At 68.7% G+C, this 21,583-nt stretch carries 25 protein-coding genes; 14 read left to right on the top strand and 11 right to left on the bottom strand.

Annotated elements, in window-relative coordinates; translation table 11 throughout:
* The first annotated feature begins 178 nt into the window (after nt 1–178).
* Genes ACFCQI_RS18510 through ACFCQI_RS18500 form a run of 3 tightly spaced genes read left to right on the top strand, consistent with a single transcriptional unit; the run spans nt 179 to nt 2,627 of the window.
* The gene (locus ACFCQI_RS18510) at nt 179–1,426 is read left to right on the top strand and encodes a sensor histidine kinase (protein WP_395119126.1); all 1,248 of its coding nucleotides are present in this window, start codon (nt 179–181) and stop codon (nt 1,424–1,426) included.
* Nucleotides 1,419–2,189 (top strand): LytR/AlgR family response regulator transcription factor, encoded by a 771-nt coding sequence (locus ACFCQI_RS18505; RefSeq protein WP_395119124.1) that lies wholly within the window; start codon nt 1,419–1,421, stop codon nt 2,187–2,189. The genes ACFCQI_RS18510 and ACFCQI_RS18505 overlap by 8 nt, the downstream gene beginning before the upstream one ends.
* 36 nt (nt 2,190–2,225) lie before the next feature.
* Nucleotides 2,226–2,627 carry a hypothetical protein gene (locus ACFCQI_RS18500; protein WP_395119122.1) on the top strand — a complete coding sequence of 134 codons (402 nt, stop codon included), beginning with the start codon at nt 2,226–2,228 and terminating at the stop codon, nt 2,625–2,627.
* 194 nt (nt 2,628–2,821) lie between these two features.
* On the opposite strand, the gene ACFCQI_RS18495 is transcribed toward ACFCQI_RS18500, so the two are convergent.
* Nucleotides 2,822–3,850, bottom strand: coding sequence for an HDOD domain-containing protein (locus ACFCQI_RS18495; RefSeq protein ID WP_395119120.1), 1,029 nt, complete (start codon nt 3,848–3,850; stop codon nt 2,822–2,824).
* A gap of 181 nt (nt 3,851–4,031) precedes the next feature.
* Here ACFCQI_RS18495 and ACFCQI_RS18490 point away from each other — a divergent pair, with 181 nt between their 5' ends.
* Both ACFCQI_RS18490 and ACFCQI_RS18485 read left to right on the top strand, forming a co-directional pair.
* Nucleotides 4,032–5,015, top strand: coding sequence for an LLM class flavin-dependent oxidoreductase (locus ACFCQI_RS18490; protein ID WP_395119118.1), 984 nt, complete (start codon nt 4,032–4,034; stop codon nt 5,013–5,015).
* Between the two features lie 73 nt (nt 5,016–5,088).
* Complete coding sequence (locus ACFCQI_RS18485; protein WP_395119116.1) at nt 5,089–5,946, top strand: PA4780 family RIO1-like protein kinase; 858 nt, start codon at nt 5,089–5,091, stop codon at nt 5,944–5,946.
* A gap of 60 nt (nt 5,947–6,006) precedes the next feature.
* Here the strand turns inward: ACFCQI_RS18485 and ACFCQI_RS18480 are convergent, their stop codons facing one another.
* Both ACFCQI_RS18480 and ACFCQI_RS18475 read right to left on the bottom strand, forming a co-directional pair.
* Nucleotides 6,007–6,441 (bottom strand): FKBP-type peptidyl-prolyl cis-trans isomerase, encoded by a 435-nt coding sequence (locus ACFCQI_RS18480; protein ID WP_395119114.1) that lies wholly within the window; start codon nt 6,439–6,441, stop codon nt 6,007–6,009.
* A 209-nt stretch (nt 6,442–6,650) separates the two neighbouring features.
* Nucleotides 6,651–7,208 carry a YaeQ family protein gene (locus ACFCQI_RS18475; RefSeq protein ID WP_395119112.1) on the bottom strand — a complete coding sequence of 186 codons (558 nt, stop codon included), beginning with the start codon at nt 7,206–7,208 and terminating at the stop codon, nt 6,651–6,653.
* Between the two features lie 83 nt (nt 7,209–7,291).
* Between ACFCQI_RS18475 and ACFCQI_RS18470 the strand changes: the two genes are divergently transcribed.
* Complete coding sequence (locus tag ACFCQI_RS18470; protein ID WP_395119110.1) at nt 7,292–8,185, top strand: pseudouridine synthase; 894 nt, start codon at nt 7,292–7,294, stop codon at nt 8,183–8,185.
* A 46-nt stretch (nt 8,186–8,231) separates the two neighbouring features.
* Here the strand turns inward: ACFCQI_RS18470 and nth are convergent, their stop codons facing one another.
* On the bottom strand, nt 8,232–8,870 hold the full coding sequence (gene nth / locus ACFCQI_RS18465; protein WP_395119108.1) for an endonuclease III: 639 nt from the start codon (nt 8,868–8,870) through the stop codon (nt 8,232–8,234).
* The gene (rsxB, locus tag ACFCQI_RS18460; protein ID WP_395119106.1) at nt 8,867–9,475 is read right to left on the bottom strand and encodes an electron transport complex subunit RsxB; all 609 of its coding nucleotides are present in this window, start codon (nt 9,473–9,475) and stop codon (nt 8,867–8,869) included. Before rsxB ends, nth begins: the two co-directional genes overlap by 4 nt.
* Nucleotides 9,476–9,546: 71 nt before the next feature.
* Between rsxB and ACFCQI_RS18455 the strand changes: the two genes are divergently transcribed.
* Nucleotides 9,547–9,834, top strand: coding sequence for a hypothetical protein (locus tag ACFCQI_RS18455; RefSeq protein ID WP_395119104.1), 288 nt, complete (start codon nt 9,547–9,549; stop codon nt 9,832–9,834).
* Nucleotides 9,835–9,920: 86 nt separating this feature from the next.
* On the opposite strand, the gene metG is transcribed toward ACFCQI_RS18455, so the two are convergent.
* Complete coding sequence (metG, locus tag ACFCQI_RS18450; protein WP_395119102.1) at nt 9,921–12,047, bottom strand: methionine--tRNA ligase; 2,127 nt, start codon at nt 12,045–12,047, stop codon at nt 9,921–9,923.
* A gap of 234 nt (nt 12,048–12,281) precedes the next feature.
* Between metG and ACFCQI_RS18445 the strand changes: the two genes are divergently transcribed.
* The 3 genes from ACFCQI_RS18445 to ACFCQI_RS18435 are packed head-to-tail and all read left to right on the top strand — an operon-like array spanning nt 12,282 to nt 14,762.
* Nucleotides 12,282–13,364: an MFS transporter gene (locus ACFCQI_RS18445; RefSeq protein ID WP_395121405.1), complete on the top strand. Its 1,083-nt coding sequence runs from the start codon at nt 12,282–12,284 to the stop codon at nt 13,362–13,364.
* Nucleotides 13,361–13,978, top strand: coding sequence for an HAD family hydrolase (locus tag ACFCQI_RS18440; protein ID WP_395119099.1), 618 nt, complete (start codon nt 13,361–13,363; stop codon nt 13,976–13,978). The genes ACFCQI_RS18445 and ACFCQI_RS18440 overlap by 4 nt, the downstream gene beginning before the upstream one ends.
* Complete coding sequence (locus ACFCQI_RS18435; protein WP_395119097.1) at nt 13,971–14,762, top strand: DeoR/GlpR family DNA-binding transcription regulator; 792 nt, start codon at nt 13,971–13,973, stop codon at nt 14,760–14,762. Before ACFCQI_RS18440 ends, ACFCQI_RS18435 begins: the two co-directional genes overlap by 8 nt.
* A 70-nt stretch (nt 14,763–14,832) precedes the next feature.
* Here ACFCQI_RS18435 and ACFCQI_RS18430 read toward each other — a convergent pair whose 3' ends face one another.
* Nucleotides 14,833–15,297, bottom strand: a complete 465-nt coding sequence (locus tag ACFCQI_RS18430) for a DUF2147 domain-containing protein (RefSeq protein ID WP_395119095.1) — start codon at nt 15,295–15,297, stop codon at nt 14,833–14,835.
* Between the two features lie 171 nt (nt 15,298–15,468).
* Here ACFCQI_RS18430 and apbC point away from each other — a divergent pair, with 171 nt between their 5' ends.
* The 4 genes from apbC to ACFCQI_RS18410 all read left to right on the top strand — a co-directional run bounded on the left by apbC (nt 15,469) and on the right by ACFCQI_RS18410 (nt 18,420).
* Nucleotides 15,469–16,563, top strand: coding sequence for an iron-sulfur cluster carrier protein ApbC (apbC, locus tag ACFCQI_RS18425; RefSeq protein WP_395119093.1), 1,095 nt, complete (start codon nt 15,469–15,471; stop codon nt 16,561–16,563).
* A complete protein-coding gene (locus tag ACFCQI_RS18420; protein ID WP_395119091.1) occupies nt 16,560–17,102 on the top strand; it encodes an NADPH-dependent FMN reductase in 543 nt (180 codons plus the stop codon). The genes apbC and ACFCQI_RS18420 overlap by 4 nt, the downstream gene beginning before the upstream one ends.
* A gap of 177 nt (nt 17,103–17,279) precedes the next feature.
* On the top strand, nt 17,280–17,846 hold the full coding sequence (dcd, locus tag ACFCQI_RS18415) for a dCTP deaminase (protein ID WP_395119089.1): 567 nt from the start codon (nt 17,280–17,282) through the stop codon (nt 17,844–17,846).
* Between the two features lie 94 nt (nt 17,847–17,940).
* On the top strand, nt 17,941–18,420 hold the full coding sequence (locus tag ACFCQI_RS18410; protein WP_395119087.1) for a hypothetical protein: 480 nt from the start codon (nt 17,941–17,943) through the stop codon (nt 18,418–18,420).
* Nucleotides 18,421–18,486: 66 nt separating this feature from the next.
* On the opposite strand, the gene pcp is transcribed toward ACFCQI_RS18410, so the two are convergent.
* From pcp to ACFCQI_RS18390, 4 genes are read right to left on the bottom strand one after another with little or no spacing between them, the layout of a single operon-like run.
* Nucleotides 18,487–19,143 (bottom strand): pyroglutamyl-peptidase I, encoded by a 657-nt coding sequence (gene pcp, locus ACFCQI_RS18405; RefSeq protein WP_395119085.1) that lies wholly within the window; start codon nt 19,141–19,143, stop codon nt 18,487–18,489.
* Between the two features lie 14 nt (nt 19,144–19,157).
* Entirely contained in the window at nt 19,158–20,126 is a 969-nt protein-coding gene (locus tag ACFCQI_RS18400) for a 5-oxoproline transporter, DUF979 family subunit (RefSeq protein WP_395119083.1), read from the bottom strand.
* Between the two features lie 2 nt (nt 20,127–20,128).
* Nucleotides 20,129–20,818 (bottom strand): DUF969 domain-containing protein, encoded by a 690-nt coding sequence (locus tag ACFCQI_RS18395; RefSeq protein ID WP_395119081.1) that lies wholly within the window; start codon nt 20,816–20,818, stop codon nt 20,129–20,131.
* Complete coding sequence (locus ACFCQI_RS18390) at nt 20,815–21,579, bottom strand: LamB/YcsF family protein (protein WP_395119079.1); 765 nt, start codon at nt 21,577–21,579, stop codon at nt 20,815–20,817. The genes ACFCQI_RS18395 and ACFCQI_RS18390 overlap by 4 nt, the downstream gene beginning before the upstream one ends.
* Between the last annotated feature and the right edge of the window lie 4 nt (nt 21,580–21,583).

Raw genomic sequence — 21,583 nt, 5'->3', positions numbered from 1 at the left:
GACCTTGCCGACACTCCAACCCGGCGTAGATGTCCCTGGGATCGCGTAGGGACCTAGAGCCTTCGTCCGCCCACCGCCCCGTTTCGTCGCCTCGTGGCCGGTTTCGTCGCAAGCCGCGCGATTTTCCGCGGCGGGGCCGCTAGTCTCGTTGGCGGTCTCCCCAGCGTGGACGGTTGCCGTGTTTCGAAGCCTGTTTTTCTACCTCCGATTGATCGTGGCCTGGTACCTGCTGGTGCTGCTGGCGACGTTGTCCGTGAGCTGGATCTGGTCGGGGTTGGGCAGCCTGGTGCAGTTGCTGGGGCTGGTGGTGATCGTGTTCGTGGTGATCCGCGCGCATTCGCACCTGGTGCGGGTGCGCATGATCGCGGGCAAGCTGACCTCGGCGACGCTGGCCACCCGGCAACGGCGGCAGATCGAGGCGCCGTTCGAGGCGGAGGAGGCGTTCGAACTGCTGGATGCCGCGATTCGCGAACTGCCGGGCGTGGAGCAGGTGGACCGCACGCGCAACCACCTGCAGATTCGCGCGACCGCGGTCTACGCCGACCCCTATGACCTGGCGCAGCTGGGGCGCTGGAATCCGATGCGCTGGATCGTCAGCCAGCGCAACCGCGTCCTGGCCACGGTCAATCGTGGCGAAGGCAGCAGCAGCTTCAGCCTGGTCTGCGAGCCGTGCAGCGCGCCGTGGAGCGACTGGCTGCAGGTAGACGACGGCGTCAACCTGGAGAATCTCGAGGCGATCGCCCGCGCGGTGACGCTCGGCGTGGCCAGCCGCCGCCGCGGCGAGCAGGCGGCGGCGGCGCAGACGGCGACCGAGAAGGAGCTGGCGATCGCCAGGCTCAGCCTGCTGCAGGCGCAGGTGGAGCCGCACTTCCTGTACAACACGCTGGCCAGTGCGCAGGTGCTGGTGCGCAGCGACCCGGCCGGGGCGGATGCGATGCTGGGCCACCTGATCCAGTACCTGCGTCACTCGCTGCCGCGCGCCGACCGCGCGCTCGCCAGCCTGGGCGAGGAACTGGAGCGCTCGCGCGCCTACCTGGCGATCATGAAGATCCGCATGGGCGCACGCCTGAACGTGCAGATCGACGTGCCGGACGAACTGCTGGCCACGCCGCTGCCGCCGATGCTGCTGCAGACCCTGGTGGAAAACGCGATCAAGCACGGCCTGGAGCCGCGGCCCGGCGACGGCACGGTGTGGATCTTCGCGCGCCGGCAGGATGGCCGCGTGGCGGTGACCGTGGCCGACGACGGCAAGGGTTTCGGCGCGCAGGAAAGCGGCGTGGGCATCGGCCTGAAGAACGCGCGCGAACGGCTGAAACTGATCTATGCCGGCCAGGCCAGCCTGGCCATCGCGGCGAATTTCCCGCAGGGCGTCGCCGCCACCATCAACGTGCCGGAGCACTACAGCGAGGAGCAGGCCCATGGCTAAGGGTGTGATCGCCGAAGACGAGGTCTTGCTGCGCCAGTCGCTGCGTGCCGCGCTGGAGACGGCATGGCCGCAGCTGGACATCGTCGCCGAGTGCGAGGACGGCGCCAGCGCGCTGGAGGCGATCGTCGAGCATCGGCCCGAAGTGGCCTTCCTCGACATCCGCATGCCCGGCCTCACCGGCCTCGAAGTCGCCACCGCCGCGGCCGAAGCGTGCCCGGCGACCCAGGTGGTGTTCGTCACCGCGTATGACCAGTACGCCATCGACGCCTTCGAGCGCGGCGCGATCGACTATCTGCTCAAGCCGGTCGTCCCGGAACGGTTGCGCGCCACCGTGGAGCGCGTGCAGTCGCGCGTGGGCGCGGATCGGTCCGACACTGCCTCGCTGGCCGACCTGGTCCGGCAGATCGGCAGCCGGCTGGGGCCGGCGCGCCAGCAACCGCCGCTGAGCTGGGTCACCGCCAGCACGGGGCGGGAGACGCGGCTGATCCTGCTCGACGACGTCGCCTATTTCCGCGCGGACAACAAGTACACCACCGTGGTCACCGCCGAGGGCGAGGCGCTGCTGCGCACGCCGATCCGCGAACTGCTGGAGGTGCTCGACCCGACCGTGTTCAAGCAGATCCACCGCGGCACCGTGATCAACATGAAGGCGGTCGCCGCCGTCACCCGCGACGACACCGGCAAGGGCATCGTGCGCCTGCGCGAGCGGCCGGAAACGCTCAGCGTGAGCGCGCCGTTCATGACCCTGTTTCGCAACATGTAACTGCCGCGTTCGCAACGGTTTGTCGGGAGGACGGCCATGCACTATCTCATCGCGCTGATCTGGCTGGTGCTCTCGCTGGCCGGGGTGGAGGGCTACGGCAGCCAGTCGCACGCCACGCGCGCCAGCGTCAACGGCGTCGACGTGCTTTACAGCCGTACGCGGATTGTCGCCGACATCGCCGACATCACCTGCGTGCGCAGCGCCAGCGGGCGTTGCCATTACCGTTTGCTGGCGTGCCCGACGCCGGCCGCGCACGCAACCAAGGCGCCGGCCTGCGAGCAGTCCGGCGCACGGCAGTTCGTGCTGGCGAGCGGAGCAAGCCGGGACGTAGCGGGCCTGCCCGCACGTTTCATGCTTTGCGTGGGTGCCGGTGACGGCGGCGTCGGCGCGGAATGCAACATGCTTTCCGCATCGCGTTCGCCGCTTGCCGGCTGGTGAGCGGCGGAGCTACTTGTCCTTCTTTTTTTCTTGCTTGGCGGCGCGCTTTTCCTTCAGCGTTTTCTCCGGCTTCTTCTTTTCGCTCTTCTTCGAATCCATGCCCTTGCTCATGCGCGGCTCCTCGATGTGGACGATGGTGGTGGCGGCAAGTCTAGGCGTTTCCTCGACCAAACGGGAGTCGTTGCCGTCGCCGATCAGGCCGTGGCCAGGCCGGCGGCGAAGTGCTGGCCGAGGTCGCGCTGGCAGCGTGCGAGCACGGCCGGCGGCATGACGCCCGGCCAGCTGTGCGCCAGGTCCGCATCGGCGGGGAACTCGCCGTTTTCCACCAGCAGGCTCAGGCTGGCCAGACTGTCGGCCACCGCCAGCGCGCGGCCCAGCGGGGAGCTGGCTGCGCTGACCTCGCCCTGGCACTCGGCCAGGGCGCCGAGCACGCGCGCCGGCAGCCCCCATTGGCGGGCAGCCTGCAGCGAGAGTTGCGCGGCCAGCATCGCGCAGTGCCGCACGAAGCCCGCCGACAACGGCGGTGGCGGCGCCCCGGGCAGCAGTTGATCCAGCAGGCGCACCACCGCGCCCGTACCGGCATGGCGCACGATCCCGGCCAGATAGGCCTCGAACGCATCGCAGCCGGTGGTGCGCCCCAGCCACGCGCAGGCATGCGCGCAGCGTTCCGCGTGGCCCCACAGGCGCCCGCCTGCCGCGTGGCCCATGCTGCCGGTGTTGCCCTGCAGGATCGGCTTCATCACGTGCAGGGTGATCACCCGGCGCAGGCCGTCCTGGCCGAGCAGCACCACCGCCTGTTGCAGGCTGCTGATCGGTTGTGCCGAACGGTAGAACACGGTGCTGGTGGCGCGCATGACCTCGCCCACCATCAGCGGGTCGCGGCCGACCAGCTTGGCCAGTTCGGCGCCTGCAGCCTCGTCGCTCTTGAGGGTGCGCAGCAGTTGCGGCAGCACGGTCGGCAGGCGCGGCAGGCTGCGCAGGTCGAAGCGAGCGCCGAGCAGCTCCAGTCGCCGCAGCAGGGCCGCTTCGGCCGGCAGCGGGTCATCCTGGCGGGGCGGCGGCAGGCCGAGCACGAGCCGGTGGAAGCGCTCGTCGATCAAGGCCAGCGACGGCGTTTCCGTCGCGGCGTGGGCGACGGCGGGCGACGGGACGGCGGCAGGGGCCGGCGACCGCGCCTTGCTGGCGCGCTGCGGACTGGCCTTTGCCTTGCGTCGCGAAAACACGCGCCGCCACATGTTTCCCACCATGGGGACTGCCCCTCTGTCGCGCCGTGTCGTCGATGGTTCGCTCCCGTTAGCGGCTGCGCGCCGGGAAAGTTGAGCCGACGGCCGCCGCGCGTGGCTGTGGCTGGCAATGAACCGGTTCGCCCCCAGATAGGGTGCTTCCGTCATCCGGGATTGCGCCATGATTCCATTTTCCATCCTCGACCTGGCCCCGATCACCGAAGGCAGCGACGCGGGCCAGGCCTTCCGCAACACGCTGGACCTGGCGCAGCTGGGAGAACGGCTCGGCTACCGGCGCTACTGGCTGGCCGAGCACCACAACATGCCCGGCATCGCCAGCGCGGCCACCGCCGTGCTGATCGGTCATGTCGCCGCCGGCACCTCGACGATCCGCGTGGGCGCCGGCGGCATCATGCTGCCCAACCACGCGCCGTTGCAGGTGGCCGAGGCGTTCGGCACGCTGGCCTCGCTGCATCCGGGCCGCATCGACCTGGGCCTGGGGCGTGCGCCGGGCACCGACCAGCCCACGGCGCGGGCGCTGCGCCGCTACTTCGACAGCGCCGACGCGTTCCCGCAGGACGTGCTGGAGCTGCTTGGCTATTTCGAGCCGGCGCAGCCCGGCCAGCCGGTGCGCGCGGTGCCCGGCGCCGGCATCGAGGTGCCGGTGTGGCTGCTGGGGTCGAGCCTGTTCAGTGCGCGGCTGGCGGCGCAGATGGGGTTGCCGTTCGCGTTCGCCTCGCACTTCGCGCCGGATGCGATGGACGAGGCGCTGGCGTTGTATCGGCGCAACTTCGTGCCCTCGGCGCGGTTGCAGCAGCCGTATGCGATGCTCGGCATCAACGTGGTCGCCGCCGACAGCGACGCCGAGGCGCGGCGATTGTTCACCACCCAGCAGCAGAGCTTCATCAACCTGCGTCGCGGCAAGCCCGGCCTGATCCCGCTGCCGATCGACGACATCGAGGCGTACTGGACGCCGCCGGAGAAGCTGATGGTCGAGCGCGCGCTGGCCTGCGCGGTGGTCGGCGATGCGGTCACGGTGAAGGAGGGCATCGCGGCCTTCGTGGCCCGCCACCGGCCGGACGAGTTGATGCTGACCGCCAACATCTTCGAGCACGCGGCGCGACGACATTCGTTCGAGATCGCCGCGGCGGCACGCGAGGCATGAGCTTCGCCACGGATGCGGTCGGCGTCGGCCATAATGGGCGTTCCCCCGTCGACGCATTGAAGCCACGCCACCGATGAAAACCCCCAAGGGCCTGCAGGAGCTGATCGACGACGGCATGATCGACCAGGTGCTCAGGCCGCTCAAGAGCGGCAAGGAAGCCTCGGTGTATGTCGTGCGCTGCGGCGACGAGGTGCGCTGCGCCAAGGTCTACAAGGACATGGCCCAGCGCAGCTTCCAGGCGCGCGTGCAATACCAGGAAGGGCGCAAGGTACGCGGCAGCCGACAGGCGCGGGCGATGGGCAAGGCGACGAAGTTCGGCCGCCGCGAGGCCGAGGAGGCATGGAAGAATGCCGAGGTCGACGCCCTGTACCAGCTGGCCGCCGCCGGCGTGCGCGTGCCGCGGCCGTACGGCTACTTCAACGGCGTGCTGGTGATGGAACTGGTCACCGATGCGGACGGCCATTCCGCGCCGCGGCTCGGCGAGGTCGAACTGTCCGCCGACGAGGCGCGCGCGTATCACCGCTTCCTGATGCAGCAGGTGGCCCGCATGCTGTGCGTGGGGCTGATCCATGGCGACCTGTCCGAGTACAACGTGCTGGTCGGCCCGCACGGCCCGGTCATCATCGACCTGCCGCAGGCGGTCAGCGCGGCGGGCAACAACAGCGCGCGCACGATGCTGCGGCGTGACGTGGGCAATATCACCATCAGCCTGTCGCGCTTCGCGCCCGAGCTGCTGGACACCCACTACGGCGAGGAGATGTGGGCGCTGTACGAACTGGGCGAGCTGCATCCCGATACCGAACTGACCGGCCGGTTCGAGTTCGACGAGCACATCGCCGACGTCGACAGCGTGATGCAGTCGATCATCGACGCCCGCGAGGAAGCGATCATCCGCCAGCAGGGCAGGGAAGCGGCGGAGCGGGAATTGTAGGAGCGCCCGGTGGGTCGCCAATCACGATGGCGGGCGCTGCCCGCCGGTGGCCGAGCCGCCTCAGGGCTTCTGGACGTCCAAAAGCTCAACGTCGAACACCAGCGAGGCGTTCGGCGGGATGTCGTCGCCGGCGCCGCGCGCGCCGTAGCCCAGCGCGGCGGGGATCAGCAGGGTGCGCTTGCCGCCCACGCGCATGCCGGCCACGCCCTGGTCCCAGCCGGCGATGACGTTGCCGGCGCCGAGCACGAAGGAGAACGGCTCGCCATGATCGCGCGAGCTGTCGAACTGGCTGCCGTGCTTGTTGCCGGCGGTTTCGTCATACAGCCAGCCGGTGTAGTGCACGGTGATCTTCATGCCCGCCACAGCCTCGGTGCCGGTGCCGATTTTGCTGTCGACGACGGTGAGCTGGTCCACGCTGCCGCGGGTTTGTTGCGGCGCCGGCGCCGAGCAGGCGGCGAGCGAAATCAGGGCGAACAGGGAAAGCAACCAGCGCATGGAAAGACTCCTGGGCAAGGGGCAGCGGATGTCCCGATCAAGTCTCGGGTTTGGCATTCCGACTTTCGTCGGGGCGAGAACCGGGTCGGGTTTTTCTTGAGGGAGCCGCGATTATCCGGCAATCGACCGGCGCGTGCCTGCCGCGGTGAGCTCGCACGGGTCAGGCTGCCGCCGTGCCGGCGATAGCGGACCAGCAGCCGACATGCCGGTCAGCTCACCGCTTCGGCGCTCGCCATGCGGATCTGCGGATCGACCGCCACCGCGTCGGCATCGTTCATCAGTTGCAGCTGGCCGTCCTGGATCAGCACCTGCAGGCGCATGCCCCGCTGCAGCAGGGTGACCAGTGCGGCGACGGTGTCGGCGCTGATGTCCAGCACGCTGAGATTGCGGTGGCGAGCCAGCGTGGCGGCGTGGCGGTTCCACCAGAGCTCCGCCGCGTTGCCGCCGTAATTGATCACCACCACCTGGCGCGCACGGCCGCAGGCCTTGCGGACGCGCGTCTCGTCGGGCTGGCCCACGTCGATCCACAACTCGATCTCGTCGGTATACGCCTTGCGCCACAGCGCCGGCTCGTCCTCGTCGCTGAGGCCCTTGCCGAACTCCAGCCGCTCGTCCGCATGCATGGCGAACGCGAGCAGCCGCACCATCAGGCGCTCCTCGGTTTCCGACGGGTGGCGCGCCAGGGTCAGCGCATGGGTGGCGTAGTAATGCCGGTCCATGTCGCTGATCTGCAGTTCGACCTTGTAGATGGTGGAGTTGAGTGCCATGCGCATGCCGGAGGACAACAGCCGACCATTGTACGCGGCATGGCGCCGACCTGCCGCCGACCTGCGGCTAGACTGGCCCGATCATGCCGAACGTTCCTTTCCGTCCTGACCGCGGCGCCAGCACGGTGCACCTGCCGCCAGGGCCCTGGCGAAGCGCGCTCGACGCGCTGTGCGCGCACTTTCCCGCGATCAGTCGCGCGCAATGGCTGGATCGGATCGCGCGCGGCCGCGTGCTGGACGGGGATGGCGTGGCGATCGACGCGCAGGTGCCGTACCGCGCGGGAATGCGCCTCCACTACTACCGCGAGGTGGCGGACGAGGCGGAGATACCGTTCGTCGAGACGGTATTGCACGCGGATGAACACCTGGTGGTGGCGGACAAGCCGCACTTCCTGCCGGTGACTCCGGCCGGAGGTTTTGTCGAGCAGACCCTGCTGCGGCGATTGATCCGCCGGCTCGACAATCCGCAGCTCGTGCCGCTGCACCGGATCGACCGCGCCACCGCCGGACTGGTGCTGTTTTCGGCGAATCCCGCCAGCCGCGCGGCTTATCAGGCCCTGTTTCGCGAGCGGCGCATCGACAAGTGCTACGAGGCGTTCGCCCCGGCCTTGCCGGCAGGGGTTTTTCCGCTCTACCGGCGTACGCGCATCGTGCAGGGCGAGCCGTTCTTCCGCATGGCCGAGGTCGAGGGTGAGCCCAACAGCGAGACGCGCATCGAGGTGATCGAGCGCGGCGACACCGACTGGCGCTATGCGCTGCATCCGGTGACCGGGCGCAAGCATCAGTTGCGGGTCCACATGGCGGCGCTCGGTGCGCCGATCCGCAACGATGCGTTCTATCCCGAGCTGACGGAGGCGGCCGCGGACGATCATCGGCGGCCGCTGAAGTTGCTGGCGCGGGAGTTGGCGTTCGTCGATCCGTTGTCGGGCGAACCGCGTCGGTTCCGCAGCAAGTTGACGCTCGACGATGGCGCGTGATCGGGATGAAAGGCGGCGGGCAGTGCCGCGCGCGTTCGACCGGGAACTACTCCGCCGGCGTCTTGTGCTTGTAACGACACAGATCGCGGATCACGCAGTGCGGGCAATCCGGCTTGCGCGCCTTGCACACGTAGCGCCCGTGCAGGATCAGCCAGTGGTGGGCGTCCTGCCTGAACTCGGCCGGGATCACCTTGACCAGCTTGTCCTCCACCGTGCGCACGTCCTTGCCGGGCGCCAACCCGGTGCGGTTGGCGACGCGGAAGATGTGCGTGTCGACCGCGATGGTCGGCTCGCCGAAGGCGGTATTGAGCACCACGTTGGCGGTCTTGCGGCCCACGCCGGGCAGCGCTTCCAGCGCCTCGCGGGTACGCGGCACCTCGCCGCCGTGCTGCTCGATCAGCAGCCGGCACAGCGCGATCACGTTCTTGGCCTTGGCGTTGAACAGGCCGATCGTGCTGATGTAGCGCTTCAGCCCATCCTCGCCGAGGTCGAGGATGGCCTGCGGCGTGTTCGCCACCGGAAAGAGCTTGCGGGTTGCCTTGTTCACGCCAACGTCGGTGGCCTGCGCCGACAGCACCACCGCCACCAGCAACTCGAACGGAGTGCCGTACAGCAGCTCGGTGGTCGGATGCGGGTCGAGTTCGCGCAGGCGCGTGAACAGTTCCACCACGTCGGCGCGCTTCATGAGGATTTCTTCGCCTTCGCGCGTGCCAGCGCCGCCAGCACCGGATTGGTCGACGCGGCGGTATCCACCGCGGCCTTGCGTGCGGCCAGCTCGGCGTCACGCTCGGCGCGTTCGCGCGCCAGCCGGGCGCCGCGGCGCTGGAAGTGCGTGCGTGCGGCATCCGCGTGCGCCTGATCGATCTGCCCCATCGGCATCGGCACCAGTTCGATGCAATCCACCGGGCACGCCGGCACGCACAGCTCGCAACCGGTGCAATCGTCGGCGAGCACGGTGTGCATCAGTTTCGGCGCGCCGATGATGGCGTCGACCGGGCAGGCCTGGATGCATTTGGTGCAGCCGATGCAATCGGCTTCCACGATGCGCGCAAGCATGCGTGGCTTCTCGATGCCGCAGGCGGGGTCCAGCGGCAGCGGTGGCTGGCCCAGCAAGTTCGCCAGTTTCGCGATGCCCGCCGCGCCGCCGGGCGGGCAGCGGTTGATCGCCGCCTCGCCACGCGCGATCGCCTCGGCATACGGCCGGCAGCCGTGGTAGCCGCATTGCTCGCACTGCGTCTGCGGCAGCAGCGCGTCGATGCGGTCGGCCAGGACGGCGATGGGATCACTCATGCGCGGTGCGGGGTGGGCGATAATCGACGCCCATTGTCCCGCAATTGCCGATCACTTGTTGGAGTGTCGCCATGAAACCGTCGTTCCTCGCCTCCCTGTTGCTGGCTGCCGTGCTCGGTGCCGGCGGCTCGATCCTCCTGACCCATGCCGGCACGGCGCAGGCGCAATCGAGCGCCACCGCCGACACGGTGACCGTCTTCGTCGACGCCACGCTGGGTTTCCGCAAGAAGCACATGGCGAACCAGCTCACGAAATCCCACGCCGACTACGCCGCGCGCGGCTACCGCTACGTGGACATGGCGCCGTACAACGAGAACGGCGACCTGGTCGGCTTCTTCGTGACCTACACGAGGCAGTGAACGGTCCGCTGGATCGAGGGCGGGAGCGCACCGCGTGCGCTCCTGCGGGTCGCTCGCCGTAAGGCGGGCAGTGCCCGCCCTGCGTGTCAGCGCACGCTGGCGCCGGGCCTGGCGCCCTGGTCGGCATCGAGAAGAAACAGGTCGCTGCCGCCGTCGCCGGCGGACAGGATCATGCCTTCGGACAGGCCGAAGCGCATCTTGCGCGGGGCCAGGTTGGCGATGAACACCACGTTGCGGCCGACCAGTTTTTCCGGTTCGGCGTAGGCGGCGCGGATGCCGGAGAAGATCTGCCGCTTGCCGAGTTCGCCGGCGTCCAGTTCGAAGCGCAGCAGCTTGTCCGAGCCTTCCACGAATTCGCAGGTGGTGACCTTGCCGATGCGCAGGTCGAGCTTGGCGAAGTCGTCGATGGAGATGAGGCCGGGATTCGCCCCTTCGACAGGCTCGGGACGGTGGATCCCGGATTCGGGGTTCGTCACGGCAGATTTCGACTTGTCGTTCATGGATTTCTTCGCCGGGGCAGCCGGCGCGGCGGGAACGGATGCGCCAAGCGATTCCCTGGAGGCCTCGACCATCGCCTCGATGCGCTTGGCATCGAGGCGGGCCAGCAGCGGCTCGAAGGTGTTGACGCGGTGGCCGTGCAGTTCGCGGCGGGCGTCGTCGAAGCTGGCGATGGGGGCGGCGAGGAATTGTTCGGCGGCTGCCACGGTGGCCGGCAGCACTGGCTTGAGCAAGCCGGACAGCAGGCGGAAGCCGTGCAGGGCCAGCGTGCAGACCTGCTGCAGTTCGGCGCGGCGGGCGTCGTCCTTGGCGATCAGCCACGGCGCCCTGGTGGCGATGTAGCCGTTGACCAGGTCGGCGATGGCGACGAAACGACGAGTCACCTCGGCGAACTCGCCGGTGTCGTACAACGCGTCGACGCCGTCGTAGTGCGACAGCAGGGTCTGCCACAGCGCCGCTTCCTCCGCCTCGAAACGGTCGGCCAGCCTGCCGTCGAAAAACTTCTGCACGAAGCCGGCGGTGCGGCTGGCGATGTTCACCCACTTGCCGATCAGGTGCGAGTTGACCCGTTCCTCGAATGCCTTCAGATCGAGGTCCACGTCGACCGGCGCCGCGCTGAGCATGGTGGCGAAGTTGTAGCGCAGGAATTCCGGGTGGATGCCGGCGTCGAGATAGGTGCGCGCCTGGATGAAGGTGCCGCGCGACTTGGACATCTTGGCTCCGTTCACCGTCAGGTAGCCGTTGACGTGCAACGCGGTGGGCGTGCGGAAACCCGCGCCATGCAGCATCGCCGGCCAGAACAGGCCGTGGAAGTTGATGATGTCCTTGCCGATGAAGTGATGCATCTCGGCGGTGCTGTCGGGGCCGAGGAAGTCGTCGAACTTCAGGCCGGTCCTGTCGCACAGCGCCTTGAAGCTGGCCAGGTAGCCGACCGGCGCATCCAGCCACACGTAGAAGAACTTGCCCGGCGCGTCGGGGATCGGGAAGCCGAAGTAGGGCGCGTCACGCGAGATGTCCCAGTCCTTCAGGCCGCCATCCAGCCATTCGCGCAGCTTGGCGGCGACGCCGCTGTCGGCCACCGGCTTGCCTTCGGTGAACTTGCCGGCGAACCAGTCGCGCAGCAGCGATTCGAACTTGCCCAGCTCGAAGAAGTAGTGCTCCGAATCGCGCAGCACCGGGGTGGCGCCGGACATCACCGAATACGGGTTGATCAGGTCGGTGGGCGCATAGGTGGCGCCGCAGTTTTCGCAGTTGTCGCCGTACTGCTCCGGCGTGCCGCATTTCGGGCAGGTGCCCTTGATGTAGCGGTCCGGCAGGAACATCTGCTTCTCGGGATCGAACAGCTGCTGGATGTTGCGCCTGGCGATGCAGCCGCTGTCGCGCAGGCGCGTGTAGATCAGCGAGGCCAGCTCGCGATTCTCGTCCGAGTGGGTCGTGTGGTAGTGGTCGAAGCTGAAGTGGAAATCGCCGAAATCGGCTTCATGACCTGCCCGGATGCCCGCGATGAAGGCCTCCGGCGTCATCCCGGCCTTCTCGGCGGCCAGCATGATCGGCGTGCCGTGCGCGTCGTCCGCCGCCACGAAATGCACCTCGTTGCCCATCATCCGCTGCGCACGCACCCAGATGTCGGCCTGGATGTAGCCCAGCATGTGGCCCAGGTGCAGCGGACCGTTCGCGTAGGGCAGGGCGTGGGTGACGAGCAGGCGACGACTCATGACGGCATGCGTTTCCGATGGTGGCCGCGCATTATGCCACGGCCGTCCAGCGCCATTGAGCGAGCGTCGGTGGTGCGCCGGCGGCCCGGGTCATTGTACGTTTATGCATGATTTTGTATATTTATGCGCATTAGGTTACGCGAGTCTGTCGTGCACACGAGTGATGATTTCCTGCTGGCGAAGCACCGCGATGAGCTTTCGCCGGCGATCCTCGCCACGCGCCTGATCTTCCTCATGTCCGGCATCGGCATGGCGGCGTGGGCGCCCATGGTGCCCTACGCCAAGACGCGGCTGGGCCTGGACGATGCCGAGCTGGGGCTGGTGCTGCTGGCATTCGGCGGTGGCTCGATGGTGGCGATGCCGGTGGTGGGGTGGCTCACCCATCGCTTCGGCAGTCGCCGCGTGATCGGGGTGGGCGGGTTGATGCTTTGCCTGGCGCTGCCGTTGCTGGCGCTGGCGCCCGGCACGTTGGCACTGGCGGGGGCCTTGTTGTATTTCGGCGTGGCGCTGGGTACGGTGGACGTGGCGATGAACGCGCATGCGGTGGGGGTGGAGCGCCGCGCGGGGCGGCCGTTGATGTCGGGTTTCCATGGCCTGTTCAGCGTCGGTGGCCTGGTCGGCGCGGCGGGCGTGAGCGTGATGCTCGCGCTGGGCGTGTCGCTGACGGCCAGCGCGCTGGTCGTGTCGTTGCTGCTGGCGGTGATCGTGCTGACGCAATGGCCGCGCCTGCTTGACGAGGTGGCGGACAGCGGCGCGCATCCGGTGCCGTTCCCCATGCCGCGCGGCATCGTGCTGGTGCTGGGCCTGTTGTGCTTCATCAGTTTTCTCGCCGAGGGTTCGATGCTGGACTGGAGTGCCGTGTTCCTGCGCGATTTCCGCGGGCTGGCGGCGGCGTCGGCAGGCATCGGCTATGCCGCGTTCTCGGTGGCGATGGCGCTGGGCCGGTTGAGCGGTGATCGCGCGATCGCGCGTTTTGGCCCGATGCGGACGGTGCGCACGGGTGCATGCGTGGCGGCGGCCGGCTTCCTGCTCGCCACGCTGCTGCCGTGGCCGGCGACGGCACTGTTCGGTTTCGTGCTGGTGGGCCTGGGCGCCGCCAACATCGTGCCGGTGATGTTCGGTGCGGCCGGTCGGTTGCCGGGCATCTCGCCCGGCCTCGCCATCGCCGCGGTGACCACGCTGGGCTACGCGGGCCTGCTCAGCGGTCCGGCGGTGATCGGCTTCCTGGCCCAGGCCAGCAACCTGGCCGTGGCGTTGACGATTGTCGCTGGGCTGCTGTTGCTGGTCGCCGCATCGGCACGGCTGGTGCGCTCGTGAGTCGCTTCGATACTGTGGTATTCGATCTCGGCGGCGTGCTGATCGACTGGAACCCGCGTTACCTGTTCCGCCAGTTGTCGGACGATGCCGCCGCGGTCGAGCGCTTCCTGGCCGAGGTATGCAGCCCCGAGTGGAACGAACAGCAGGATGCCGGGCGCAACTGGGCCGAGGCCACCGCCATGCTGATTGCGCAGCAACCGCAGCACGCCGCGTGGATCGAGGCCTATCACGTGCGCTGGCATGAAATGCTCGGCGGTCCGATCGCCGGCAGCGTGGCGGTGCTCGACGAGTTGCGCAGGAGCGGCGTGCCGCTGTATGCGCTGACAAACTGGTCGCAGGAGACCTTTCCGGTGGCGCGGCGGCGCTTCGATTTCCTGCAGTGGTTTGCCGGCATCGTGGTGTCCGGCGAGGAGCGGCTGGTCAAGCCCGATCCCGAAATTTTCCGGCGGATGCTGGCGCGCTTCGGCCTGCAGCCGGCCCGTACGATCTACATCGACGACGCGCCGCGCAATGTCGCGGCCGCCTGCCGGCTGGGCATGCACGGCCTGCTGTTCCATGACGCGACGTGCCTGCGTACTCAACTCGACGAGGCGGGAGTCCTGCCGCATGGCTAAGCCGCAGTCTCCCATCGAGATGCTGCCGCAGGAGCGCCAGCAAGGCATCCTGCAACGCCTGCGCAGCCGCGGCCGGGTGGTGGCTGCCGAGCTGGCGGTGGAGTTTTCCGCGTCCGAGGATTCGATCCGCCGCGACTTGCGCGAACTGGCGGCGCAGGGCTTGTGCAGGCGCGTCTACGGTGGCGCCCTGCCGGTGTCGGCGGCGGTCGCCCCGTTGAAGCAGCGGCGGGGCGAGCAGGTCGGGCGCAAGCTGACCCTGGCGCGCACGGCGGTGAGTCTGGTGCGCGAGGGGCAGGTATTACTAATCGACGCCGGTTCCACCAATGCCGCGATTGCCGCCGCATTACCCGAGCGCCTGGGCCTCACGGTGATCACCAACGCACCGGACATCGCGCTGGCGCTGGTCGAGCGGGAGGGCTTCGAGATCCTGCTGCTGGGCGGCCGCGTCGATCCGCGGATCGGCGGCGCCGTCGGCGCGCAGACGCTGGAGGAGTTGCGCCGCATCCGCGCCGACCTGTGTTTTCCCGGTGCCTGTGCGATCGATGCGGACAGCGGCCTGTGGGGTTTCGACAGCGAGGAATCGCTGCTGAAGCGGGCGATGATCGAGGCCAGCGGCGAGACCGTGGTGGTGGCCACCAGTGAAAAGCTGGGCGCCGCGGCCACGCACCGGATCGCCCCGATCACCGACGTACAGCACCTGGTGGTAGAGCATGCTGTGGGACGTTCGCTGCGCGCCGTGTTCAGCGCGCGTGGCGTCAGCGTGCATCGGGCCGCGGCAGGCTGAGCTTCGCCACATGAAAACGCCCCGGATCACGTGACGGATCCGGGGCGTTTTCAACTACGGCATGGCGAGGTCAGGGCTGGCGTTCCCACTGCTGCGAGCGGCCGACCCAGGAAAAGCCGATGTAGCCGCGCACGTTGAGCTTCTGGCCGCCGTCGAGCATCGACAGCTTCACCTTGTAGACCTTGCCGGTCTTCGGGTCGAGGATGTGACCGCCGCTCCAGACGTCGCCATCCTGGTGCACGCCCCACATGATGTTCATGCCTTCGATCGGCTTGTCCTTGCGCTCGCCGTCGCACTTCTTGCACAGCGCCACCTCGCCGTCGCGGGCGATATCCGACGGGCTGCGGTTGAGCAGCTTGACGATGGTGGCCTTCAGCTCGCCATTCTCGTCGGTGATCTGCACGATCGACTTGGCCTGGCCGCTTTCGTCGTCGATGGTTTTCCAGTTGCCCACGGGGGTGTCGTTGGCGGCCAGTGCCGAACCGGCGGCGAGCAGCAGGCAGGTGGCGAAGGCAAAGCGTCGTGCTGACTTCATGGCGTCTCTCCCGTACGAAAGCGTATGGAATCGAGACTGGCGAGGTTCGGCGAGGTCGTCAAGCTGCATTGCGCCATGGCTGCCGGTGCGCCGGTGAGGCGCTGATCTGTGTCAGCCGGCCGTCTGCGGCGCGCTGGCATAATGGGCGTCTCTCTCGACGACCGAACCGACATGACGCAGGTGAATGAAGCCCTGGTCCGCCAGATCCTGGGCGGGCTGATCGACACCCACACCGGTGCCCCGCTGGGCGAGGCCGTGCGCGCCGTGGGCGTCGACGGCGGCCGGGTTTCGGTGGACCTGCAGCTTGGTTATCCCGCCGCCAGCGCGATCGGAGCGATCACCGCGCGGGTGCGCGAGGCGTTGCAGGCCGATCCGGGCATCGAGTCGGCGACGGTGTCGATCACCAGCCGCATCCACGTGCACAAGGTGCAGGGCACGCTGGGGCCGCTGCCGAACGTGAAGAACATCATCGTGGTCGCCTCGGGCAAGGGCGGCGTGGGCAAGTCCACCGTGTCGGCCAACCTGGCGCTGGCGCTGCAGGCCGAGGGCGCGAAGGTGGGCGTGATGGACGCGGACATCTACGGCCCCAGCCAGCCCACCATGCTCGGCGTGCACGGCAAGCCCGCCTCGCCCGATGGCAAGAGCATCCTGCCGATGCAGGCGCACGGCATGCCGGTGATGTCGATCGGCTTCCTCGTCGAAGAGGACACGCCGATGATCTGGCGCGGCCCGATGGTGACCCAGGCGATGATGCAGCTGATCACCGACACCCGCTGGGAACAGCTCGACTACCTGGTCATCGACCTGCCTCCGGGCACCGGCGATATCCAGCTCACGCTGTCGCAGAAAGTGCCGGTGGCTGGCGCGGTCATCGTCACCACGCCGCAGGACATCGCCCTGCTGGACGCGCGCAAGGCGCTGAAGATGTTCGAGAAGGTCGAGGTGCCGGTGCTGGGCGTGGTGGAGAACATGGCCACCCATGTCTGCTCCAACTGCGGCCACGAGGAGAACATCTTCGGTGAAGGCGGCGGCGAGCGCATGGCCACGCAGTACGGCGCGGCCTACCTCGGCTCGCTGCCGCTGGACATCCGCATCCGCGAGCAGACCGATGGCGGCAACCCCACGGTGGCGGCGATCCCCGATTCCGACCTTGCTGCCCGCTACCGCGAGATCGCCCGCAATACCGCCGGCCGGCTGTCGCGCCAGCCGCGCAACAAGTCGCTGGGCCTGGGCAAGATCGTGGTGCAGGGCGTGCCCGCGGCATGAGGGTGGCGCGGCGCGTGCTGTGCCTGTGCGGCAGCTTGCGCCGGGTATCGTCGAATCGCGCCGCGCTGGAAGCCGCGTGCCAATTGGCCACGGCACCGCTCGAACTGGTGTTGCACGACACGCCGGGCGCGCTGCCGCTGTTCAATCCGGATGACGAGGTCGATCCGTTGCCGCCATCGGTGCTGGCGTTGCGCGAAGCAGTCGGCGCCGCGGATGCGTTGCTGATCGCCTGTCCCGAATACGCCCACGGCGTGCCCGGCGCGTTCAAGAACCTGCTCGACTGGCTGGTCGGCAGCCTGGAGTTTCCCGGCAAGCCGGTGTTGCTGTTGAACACGGCCGCGCGCGGTTCGCACCATGCGCAGGAGGCACTGGCCGAGATCCTGTTCACCATGTCGGCCCGGTTGCTGACGGCACGGCCCGTGCCGGTGGCATTGCCGGGCGCCGGCTGCACCGCGGCGCAGGTGCTGGCCAGCGCGGAACGCTGCGCGGAATTGCAGGAAGCGCTGGACCTCCTGGCCGAGCTTCCACCCCGCCCGTAGGAGCCCGCTGGCGGGCGATGCTCCTGGCCGGGATTCGGGGTTCGCAAGAGTATCGCCCGCGAGCGGGCTCCTACGGGTGACGAAGGCCAGCCGGCTGGCGTGGCGGTACCCCGACCATGTATTTTTGCCGCTTTGCGCCCGGTTGGTTCGGGCTGCCCGCAATCGACCGGAGAGCGCGTGAGCATCAAATCCGACAAGTGGATCCGCCGCATGGCCCAGGGCCAGGGCATGATCGAGCCGTTCGAGCCGGGCCAGGTCAAGCAGAACGACAGCGGGCGCATCGTTTCCTACGGCACCTCCAGCTACGGCTACGACGTGCGTTGTGCGCGCGAGTTCAAGATCTTCACCAACATCAACTCGACCATCGTCGATCCCAAGGCATTCGACCCGAACAGTTTTGTCGACGTGGCCTCGGACGTGTGCATCATCCCGCCCAACTCGTTCGCGCTGGCGCGCACGGTGGAGTACTTCCGCATCCCGCGCAACGTGCTGGTGGTGTGCCTGGGCAAGAGCACCTACGCGCGCTGCGGCATCATCGTCAACGTGACGCCGCTGGAACCGGAGTGGGAGGGGCACGTGACGCTCGAGTTCTCCAACACCACGCCGCTGCCGGCGAAGATCTACGCCAACGAGGGCGTGGCGCAGATGCTGTTCTTCGAGTCCGACGAGGAGTGCGAGACCAGCTACAAGGACCGTGGCGGCAAGTACCAGGGCCAGCAGGGCGTGACCCTGCCGCGTACCTGACCTCGCCTGCCTGAACGGCGGCGCGCGGCAACCGCCGTCGGCGCCACGGACTGCTAGACTTCACCGTTGCCACGACGCCTTCCGGGAGAGCTGCATGAGCCGAATGTCCACCCTGCTTGTCCGCATGTCCGCCGCGATCGTGCTGGGCAGCGTGTTGCTGCTGGCCGGTTGCCACCGCAACCAGGTCAAGAACGAGCAGCACCTGGCGGCGTCGATGAAGGGCGAATTCAGCCTGACCATGCAGGCGTACAAGGACGGGCAATTCCTGATCGATGGCGCGGTGCTCTCGGCGCTCGACGCCGGCAGTCACTTCGCCTACCTGCGCGACCAGGGCAAGCTGCCCGCGAAAGTGCTGTTGATCGACAGTGACGAGGCCAAGGTCGGCAAGAAGCATCTGCAGTATCTGGCCCGCATGTCGATCGACTACGGCTTTGCCGCGTATTTCTTCGACCACAAGGGCCGCCTCACCCAGATCAGCCCGGTCGACGTCAAGGCGCGCAAGCTGGAGGACCACCAGCAGCGCGCGCAGCCGTCCAGCGACGGCGGCGGCTACGAGCCCTCGCAGCAGCACTGAACCGCCGCGACCGCGGCACCGCGAAAAGCCCGTGGCGCGAGCCGCGGGCTTTTTGTCGAACGGCGATCAGGCGATCGTGCCGCCGCCGAGGCGCAGGTCGGCGTGCGTGACGGCCGCCACCCGCAGCGCGATCTCCAGGCCGCGCACCATGTCGTCCAGTGCCATGCTGGGCGCGCCGGGCCGCGATGCGGCCTGCAGCGGCAGCCACGGGATGTGGATGAAGCCGGCGCGCACGCGGCGCTTGGGCGCGCTCCAGTGCAGCGCCGCGTAGGCGAGGTGGTTGCACACGTAGGTGCCGGCCGTGTGCGAGATCGCGGCGGGCAGTCCGGCCTCGTGCAGGGCCGCCAGCATCGCCTTCAGCGGCAGGGTGCTGAAGTAGGCCGCGGGCGCGCCGGGGATCACCGGTTCGTCGATCGGTTGGGCGCCGGCGTTGTCGGGAATCCGCGCATCCTGCAGGTTGATCGCCACGCGTTCCAGCGACAACTGCGCGCGCCCGCCAGCCTGGCCCACGCCCAGCACGATCGCCGGCGTCGTTTCCCGCAGGGCGGCCTTGAGCAGGCGCAGCGAGGCGGCGAACTCGGTCGGGATTTGCCGCGCCACCACCCGGTGCCCGCCGATGCGCCGTCCGTGCAGGGCGCGCGCGGCTTCCCACGAGGGGTTGACCGTCTCGCCGCCGAACGGGTCGAAGCCGGTCAACAGGATACGTGGCAGGGTTTTGCTCATCGGGCCTCGCGCGTTCATCGAAACACCAGCAGCCACATCATGGTGAACGTGCTGGCGAAGATCCACAGCGCGCTCCAGGCCTGCGCCTTGATCACGCCGTAGGGGTTGCGCAATTCCAGCAGCGCCGCCGGCACCAGGTTGAAGTCGGCCGCCATCGGCGTCAGCAGGGTGCCGCAGTAGCCGCACAGCATGCCCATCGCGCCGAGGATCGCCGGGTGCGCGCCGTGCTGCTGGATCAGCAGCGGCAGGCCGATGCCGGCCATCATCACCGGAAAGGCGGCAAACGCGTTGCCCATGATGACGGTGAACAGCACCATGCCCAGCGCGAACACCGCCAGTGCCGCGGTGGCGTTGCCGGTGGGCAGGAAATCGGTGGCGATCTCGGCGATCGCCGCGCCCACGCCGCTCCGCGTGAACACCTGGCCAAGCGCCGCGAGCAGCAGCGGCAGCAAGGCGGCCCAGCCGATCGCATCGAGCAGTCGCCGGCCCTCGGCCACACCTTCGTGCACCGGCGTGCGCGCCACCCTTGCGGCGGCCAGCAGGGCGATCACGCAGGCCAGCGCCAGCCCGGTCAGCGTCATCTGCGACTGGGCGAACAGTGCGAACTGCCCGATCACCAGGTAGCCGCCGAACAACGCCACCAGCAGGGTCACCAGCGGAATCAGCAGGGCTGGCCCGAACAGCCGGTGGCCGAGTTCGATCGCCGACTGCAGGCGTTGTTCGGCGCTGCGGTTTTCCGGATGCGCCTGGCGGCGCAGCCGCGGCGCCAGGCAGGCCAGTGCGATCACGCCGATGCCGGCGATCTGCGCGGGCAGGGCGTTGCCGGCCGCCGACTGCGCCAGGATGAAATCCCCGGCGCCGAACAGCAAGCCCAGCACGATCCAGAAGGCGGCATGCCAGCGGTGGCCGTCGCGCAAATTGCGCCAGCCGCTGTAGAGCAGGAAGGCGGCGATCAGCCAGTACGCGTGTTCGATCCGCAGCATGCTCAGGCGCCCCGCTCGCGGCGGGCGGCGCGTCGTTGCAGCCGGCGCTGATACAGCCAGATGCGTACCGACTGGATGACGAACGCGGCCACTGCCGTGGGCAGGGCCCACAAGGCGATCGCCAGCGGACTCAGCTCGATGCCATGCTGGGTGTAGAAGGCCTGGATCAGCAGCACCGCGCCCAGCGCGATGAACACGTCCTCGCCGAAGAAGCGGCCGATGTTGTCGGTGGCCGCAGCGACCGCGCGCAGCTCCTCGCGATCGTCCTGGTCCAGCTCGGGCAGGATCTTCTGCGCCGCGGCCTCGCCCATCGGCGCCAGCAGCGGGCGCACGGTCTGCGCCGCGCCGGCCACGCCGGTCAGGCCCATCGTGGCCAGCAACTGGCGCAGCAGCAGGTAGCCGATCAGCAGCCGCGCCAGGGTCAGGTTCTGCAATCGCGCCATCCAGCGCTGGGCGTGTTCGCGCAGGCCGGCGCGCTCGAGCAGGCCGATCGCCGGCAAGGTCAGCACGAACAGCAGCAGCATGCGCTGAGACACGAAACTGTTGCCCAGCAGGGCGAGCAGGTCGGCCACCGACAGGCCCGCCAGCAGTCCGCTGACCAGGGCCGCCACCACCACGACCGGCACCGCGTTGAAGCGCAGCGCGAAGCCGATCACGATCACCGCCACGCCGAGCAGGGGCCAGTAGTTCATGCCTCACCTGTTGCCGTGATGGTCACCCCGGCCGCTTCCAGCCCGGCGCGCAGGCTGCGCGCCAGGCGTGCGGCATGTACGCCGTCGCCGTGCAGGCACAGCGTGTCGGCGCGCATGGCGATGGTGCTGCCGTCGATGGCGGTGACGGTGCCGTCGAGCGCGATCTGCAAGGCCTGCGCAGTGGCCAGTCCGGCATCGTCGATCACCGCACCGGCTTCGCTGCGCGGTTGCAGCGTGCCATCCGGCCGGTAGCGACGGTCGGCGAATGCCTCGGCGGCCACCGCCAGGCCCTGCGCCGCGCCGGCGTCGACCAGTGCCGATCCGCTCAGGCCGAACAGCCGCAGGCGCGGGTCGAACTGGCACACCGCCGCGGCGATCGCATCGGCCAGCGCGCGATCGCGTGCCGCCATGTTGTACAGCGCGCCATGCGGCTTGACGTGGCTCAGCCGGGTGCCGGCGGCGTGAGCGAAGCCGTGCAGCGCGCCGAGCTGGTACAGCGTCATCGCGTGCACCTCGGCGGGTGTCACGCGCATCTCGCGGCGGCCGAAGCCCTGCAGGTCGGGCAGCGAGACGTGGGCGCCGATCGCCACGCCGCGCTCCATCGCGGCGGCCACGGTCTGCTGCATGGTCATGAAGTCGCCGGCGTGGAAGCCGCAGGCGAGGTTGGCCGAGCTGACCACATCGAGCAGCGCAGCGTCCTCGCCCATTCGCCAGGCGCCGAACGATTCGCCGAGGTCGCCATTGAGGTCGATGCGCGTCATGCAA

This window comes from Rhodanobacter sp. FW102-FHT14D06 (assembly GCF_043950705.1).
GTDB lineage: Bacteria > Pseudomonadota > Gammaproteobacteria > Xanthomonadales > Rhodanobacteraceae > Rhodanobacter.
Note: the sequence above shows the minus strand (reverse complement) of the source record. Positions and strands in the feature narration are given on the sequence as shown.

Coding starts and splice junctions, on each gene's coding strand:
- ACFCQI_RS18505 (WP_395119124.1), top strand. CDS start 1,419: ATGGCTAAGGGTGTGATCGCCGAAGACGAGGTCTTGCTGCGCCAGTCG.
- ACFCQI_RS18500 (WP_395119122.1), top strand. CDS start 2,226: ATGCACTATCTCATCGCGCTGATCTGGCTGGTGCTCTCGCTGGCCGGG.
- ACFCQI_RS18490 (WP_395119118.1), top strand. CDS start 4,032: ATGATTCCATTTTCCATCCTCGACCTGGCCCCGATCACCGAAGGCAGC.
- ACFCQI_RS18485 (WP_395119116.1), top strand. CDS start 5,089: ATGAAAACCCCCAAGGGCCTGCAGGAGCTGATCGACGACGGCATGATC.
- ACFCQI_RS18480 (WP_395119114.1), bottom strand. CDS start 6,441: ATGCGCTGGTTGCTTTCCCTGTTCGCCCTGATTTCGCTCGCCGCCTGC.
- ACFCQI_RS18475 (WP_395119112.1), bottom strand. CDS start 7,208: ATGGCACTCAACTCCACCATCTACAAGGTCGAACTGCAGATCAGCGAC.
- ACFCQI_RS18470 (WP_395119110.1), top strand. CDS start 7,292: ATGCCGAACGTTCCTTTCCGTCCTGACCGCGGCGCCAGCACGGTGCAC.
- nth (WP_395119108.1), bottom strand. CDS start 8,870: ATGAAGCGCGCCGACGTGGTGGAACTGTTCACGCGCCTGCGCGAACTC.
- rsxB (WP_395119106.1), bottom strand. CDS start 9,475: ATGAGTGATCCCATCGCCGTCCTGGCCGACCGCATCGACGCGCTGCTG.
- ACFCQI_RS18455 (WP_395119104.1), top strand. CDS start 9,547: ATGAAACCGTCGTTCCTCGCCTCCCTGTTGCTGGCTGCCGTGCTCGGT.
- metG (WP_395119102.1), bottom strand. CDS start 12,047: ATGAGTCGTCGCCTGCTCGTCACCCACGCCCTGCCCTACGCGAACGGT.
- ACFCQI_RS18445 (WP_395121405.1), top strand. CDS start 12,282: ATGTCCGGCATCGGCATGGCGGCGTGGGCGCCCATGGTGCCCTACGCC.
- ACFCQI_RS18435 (WP_395119097.1), top strand. CDS start 13,971: ATGGCTAAGCCGCAGTCTCCCATCGAGATGCTGCCGCAGGAGCGCCAG.
- ACFCQI_RS18430 (WP_395119095.1), bottom strand. CDS start 15,297: ATGAAGTCAGCACGACGCTTTGCCTTCGCCACCTGCCTGCTGCTCGCC.
- apbC (WP_395119093.1), top strand. CDS start 15,469: ATGACGCAGGTGAATGAAGCCCTGGTCCGCCAGATCCTGGGCGGGCTG.
- ACFCQI_RS18420 (WP_395119091.1), top strand. CDS start 16,560: ATGAGGGTGGCGCGGCGCGTGCTGTGCCTGTGCGGCAGCTTGCGCCGG.
- ACFCQI_RS18410 (WP_395119087.1), top strand. CDS start 17,941: ATGAGCCGAATGTCCACCCTGCTTGTCCGCATGTCCGCCGCGATCGTG.
- pcp (WP_395119085.1), bottom strand. CDS start 19,143: ATGAGCAAAACCCTGCCACGTATCCTGTTGACCGGCTTCGACCCGTTC.
- ACFCQI_RS18400 (WP_395119083.1), bottom strand. CDS start 20,126: ATGCTGCGGATCGAACACGCGTACTGGCTGATCGCCGCCTTCCTGCTC.
- ACFCQI_RS18395 (WP_395119081.1), bottom strand. CDS start 20,818: ATGAACTACTGGCCCCTGCTCGGCGTGGCGGTGATCGTGATCGGCTTC.
- ACFCQI_RS18390 (WP_395119079.1), bottom strand. CDS start 21,579: ATGACGCGCATCGACCTCAATGGCGACCTCGGCGAATCGTTCGGCGCC.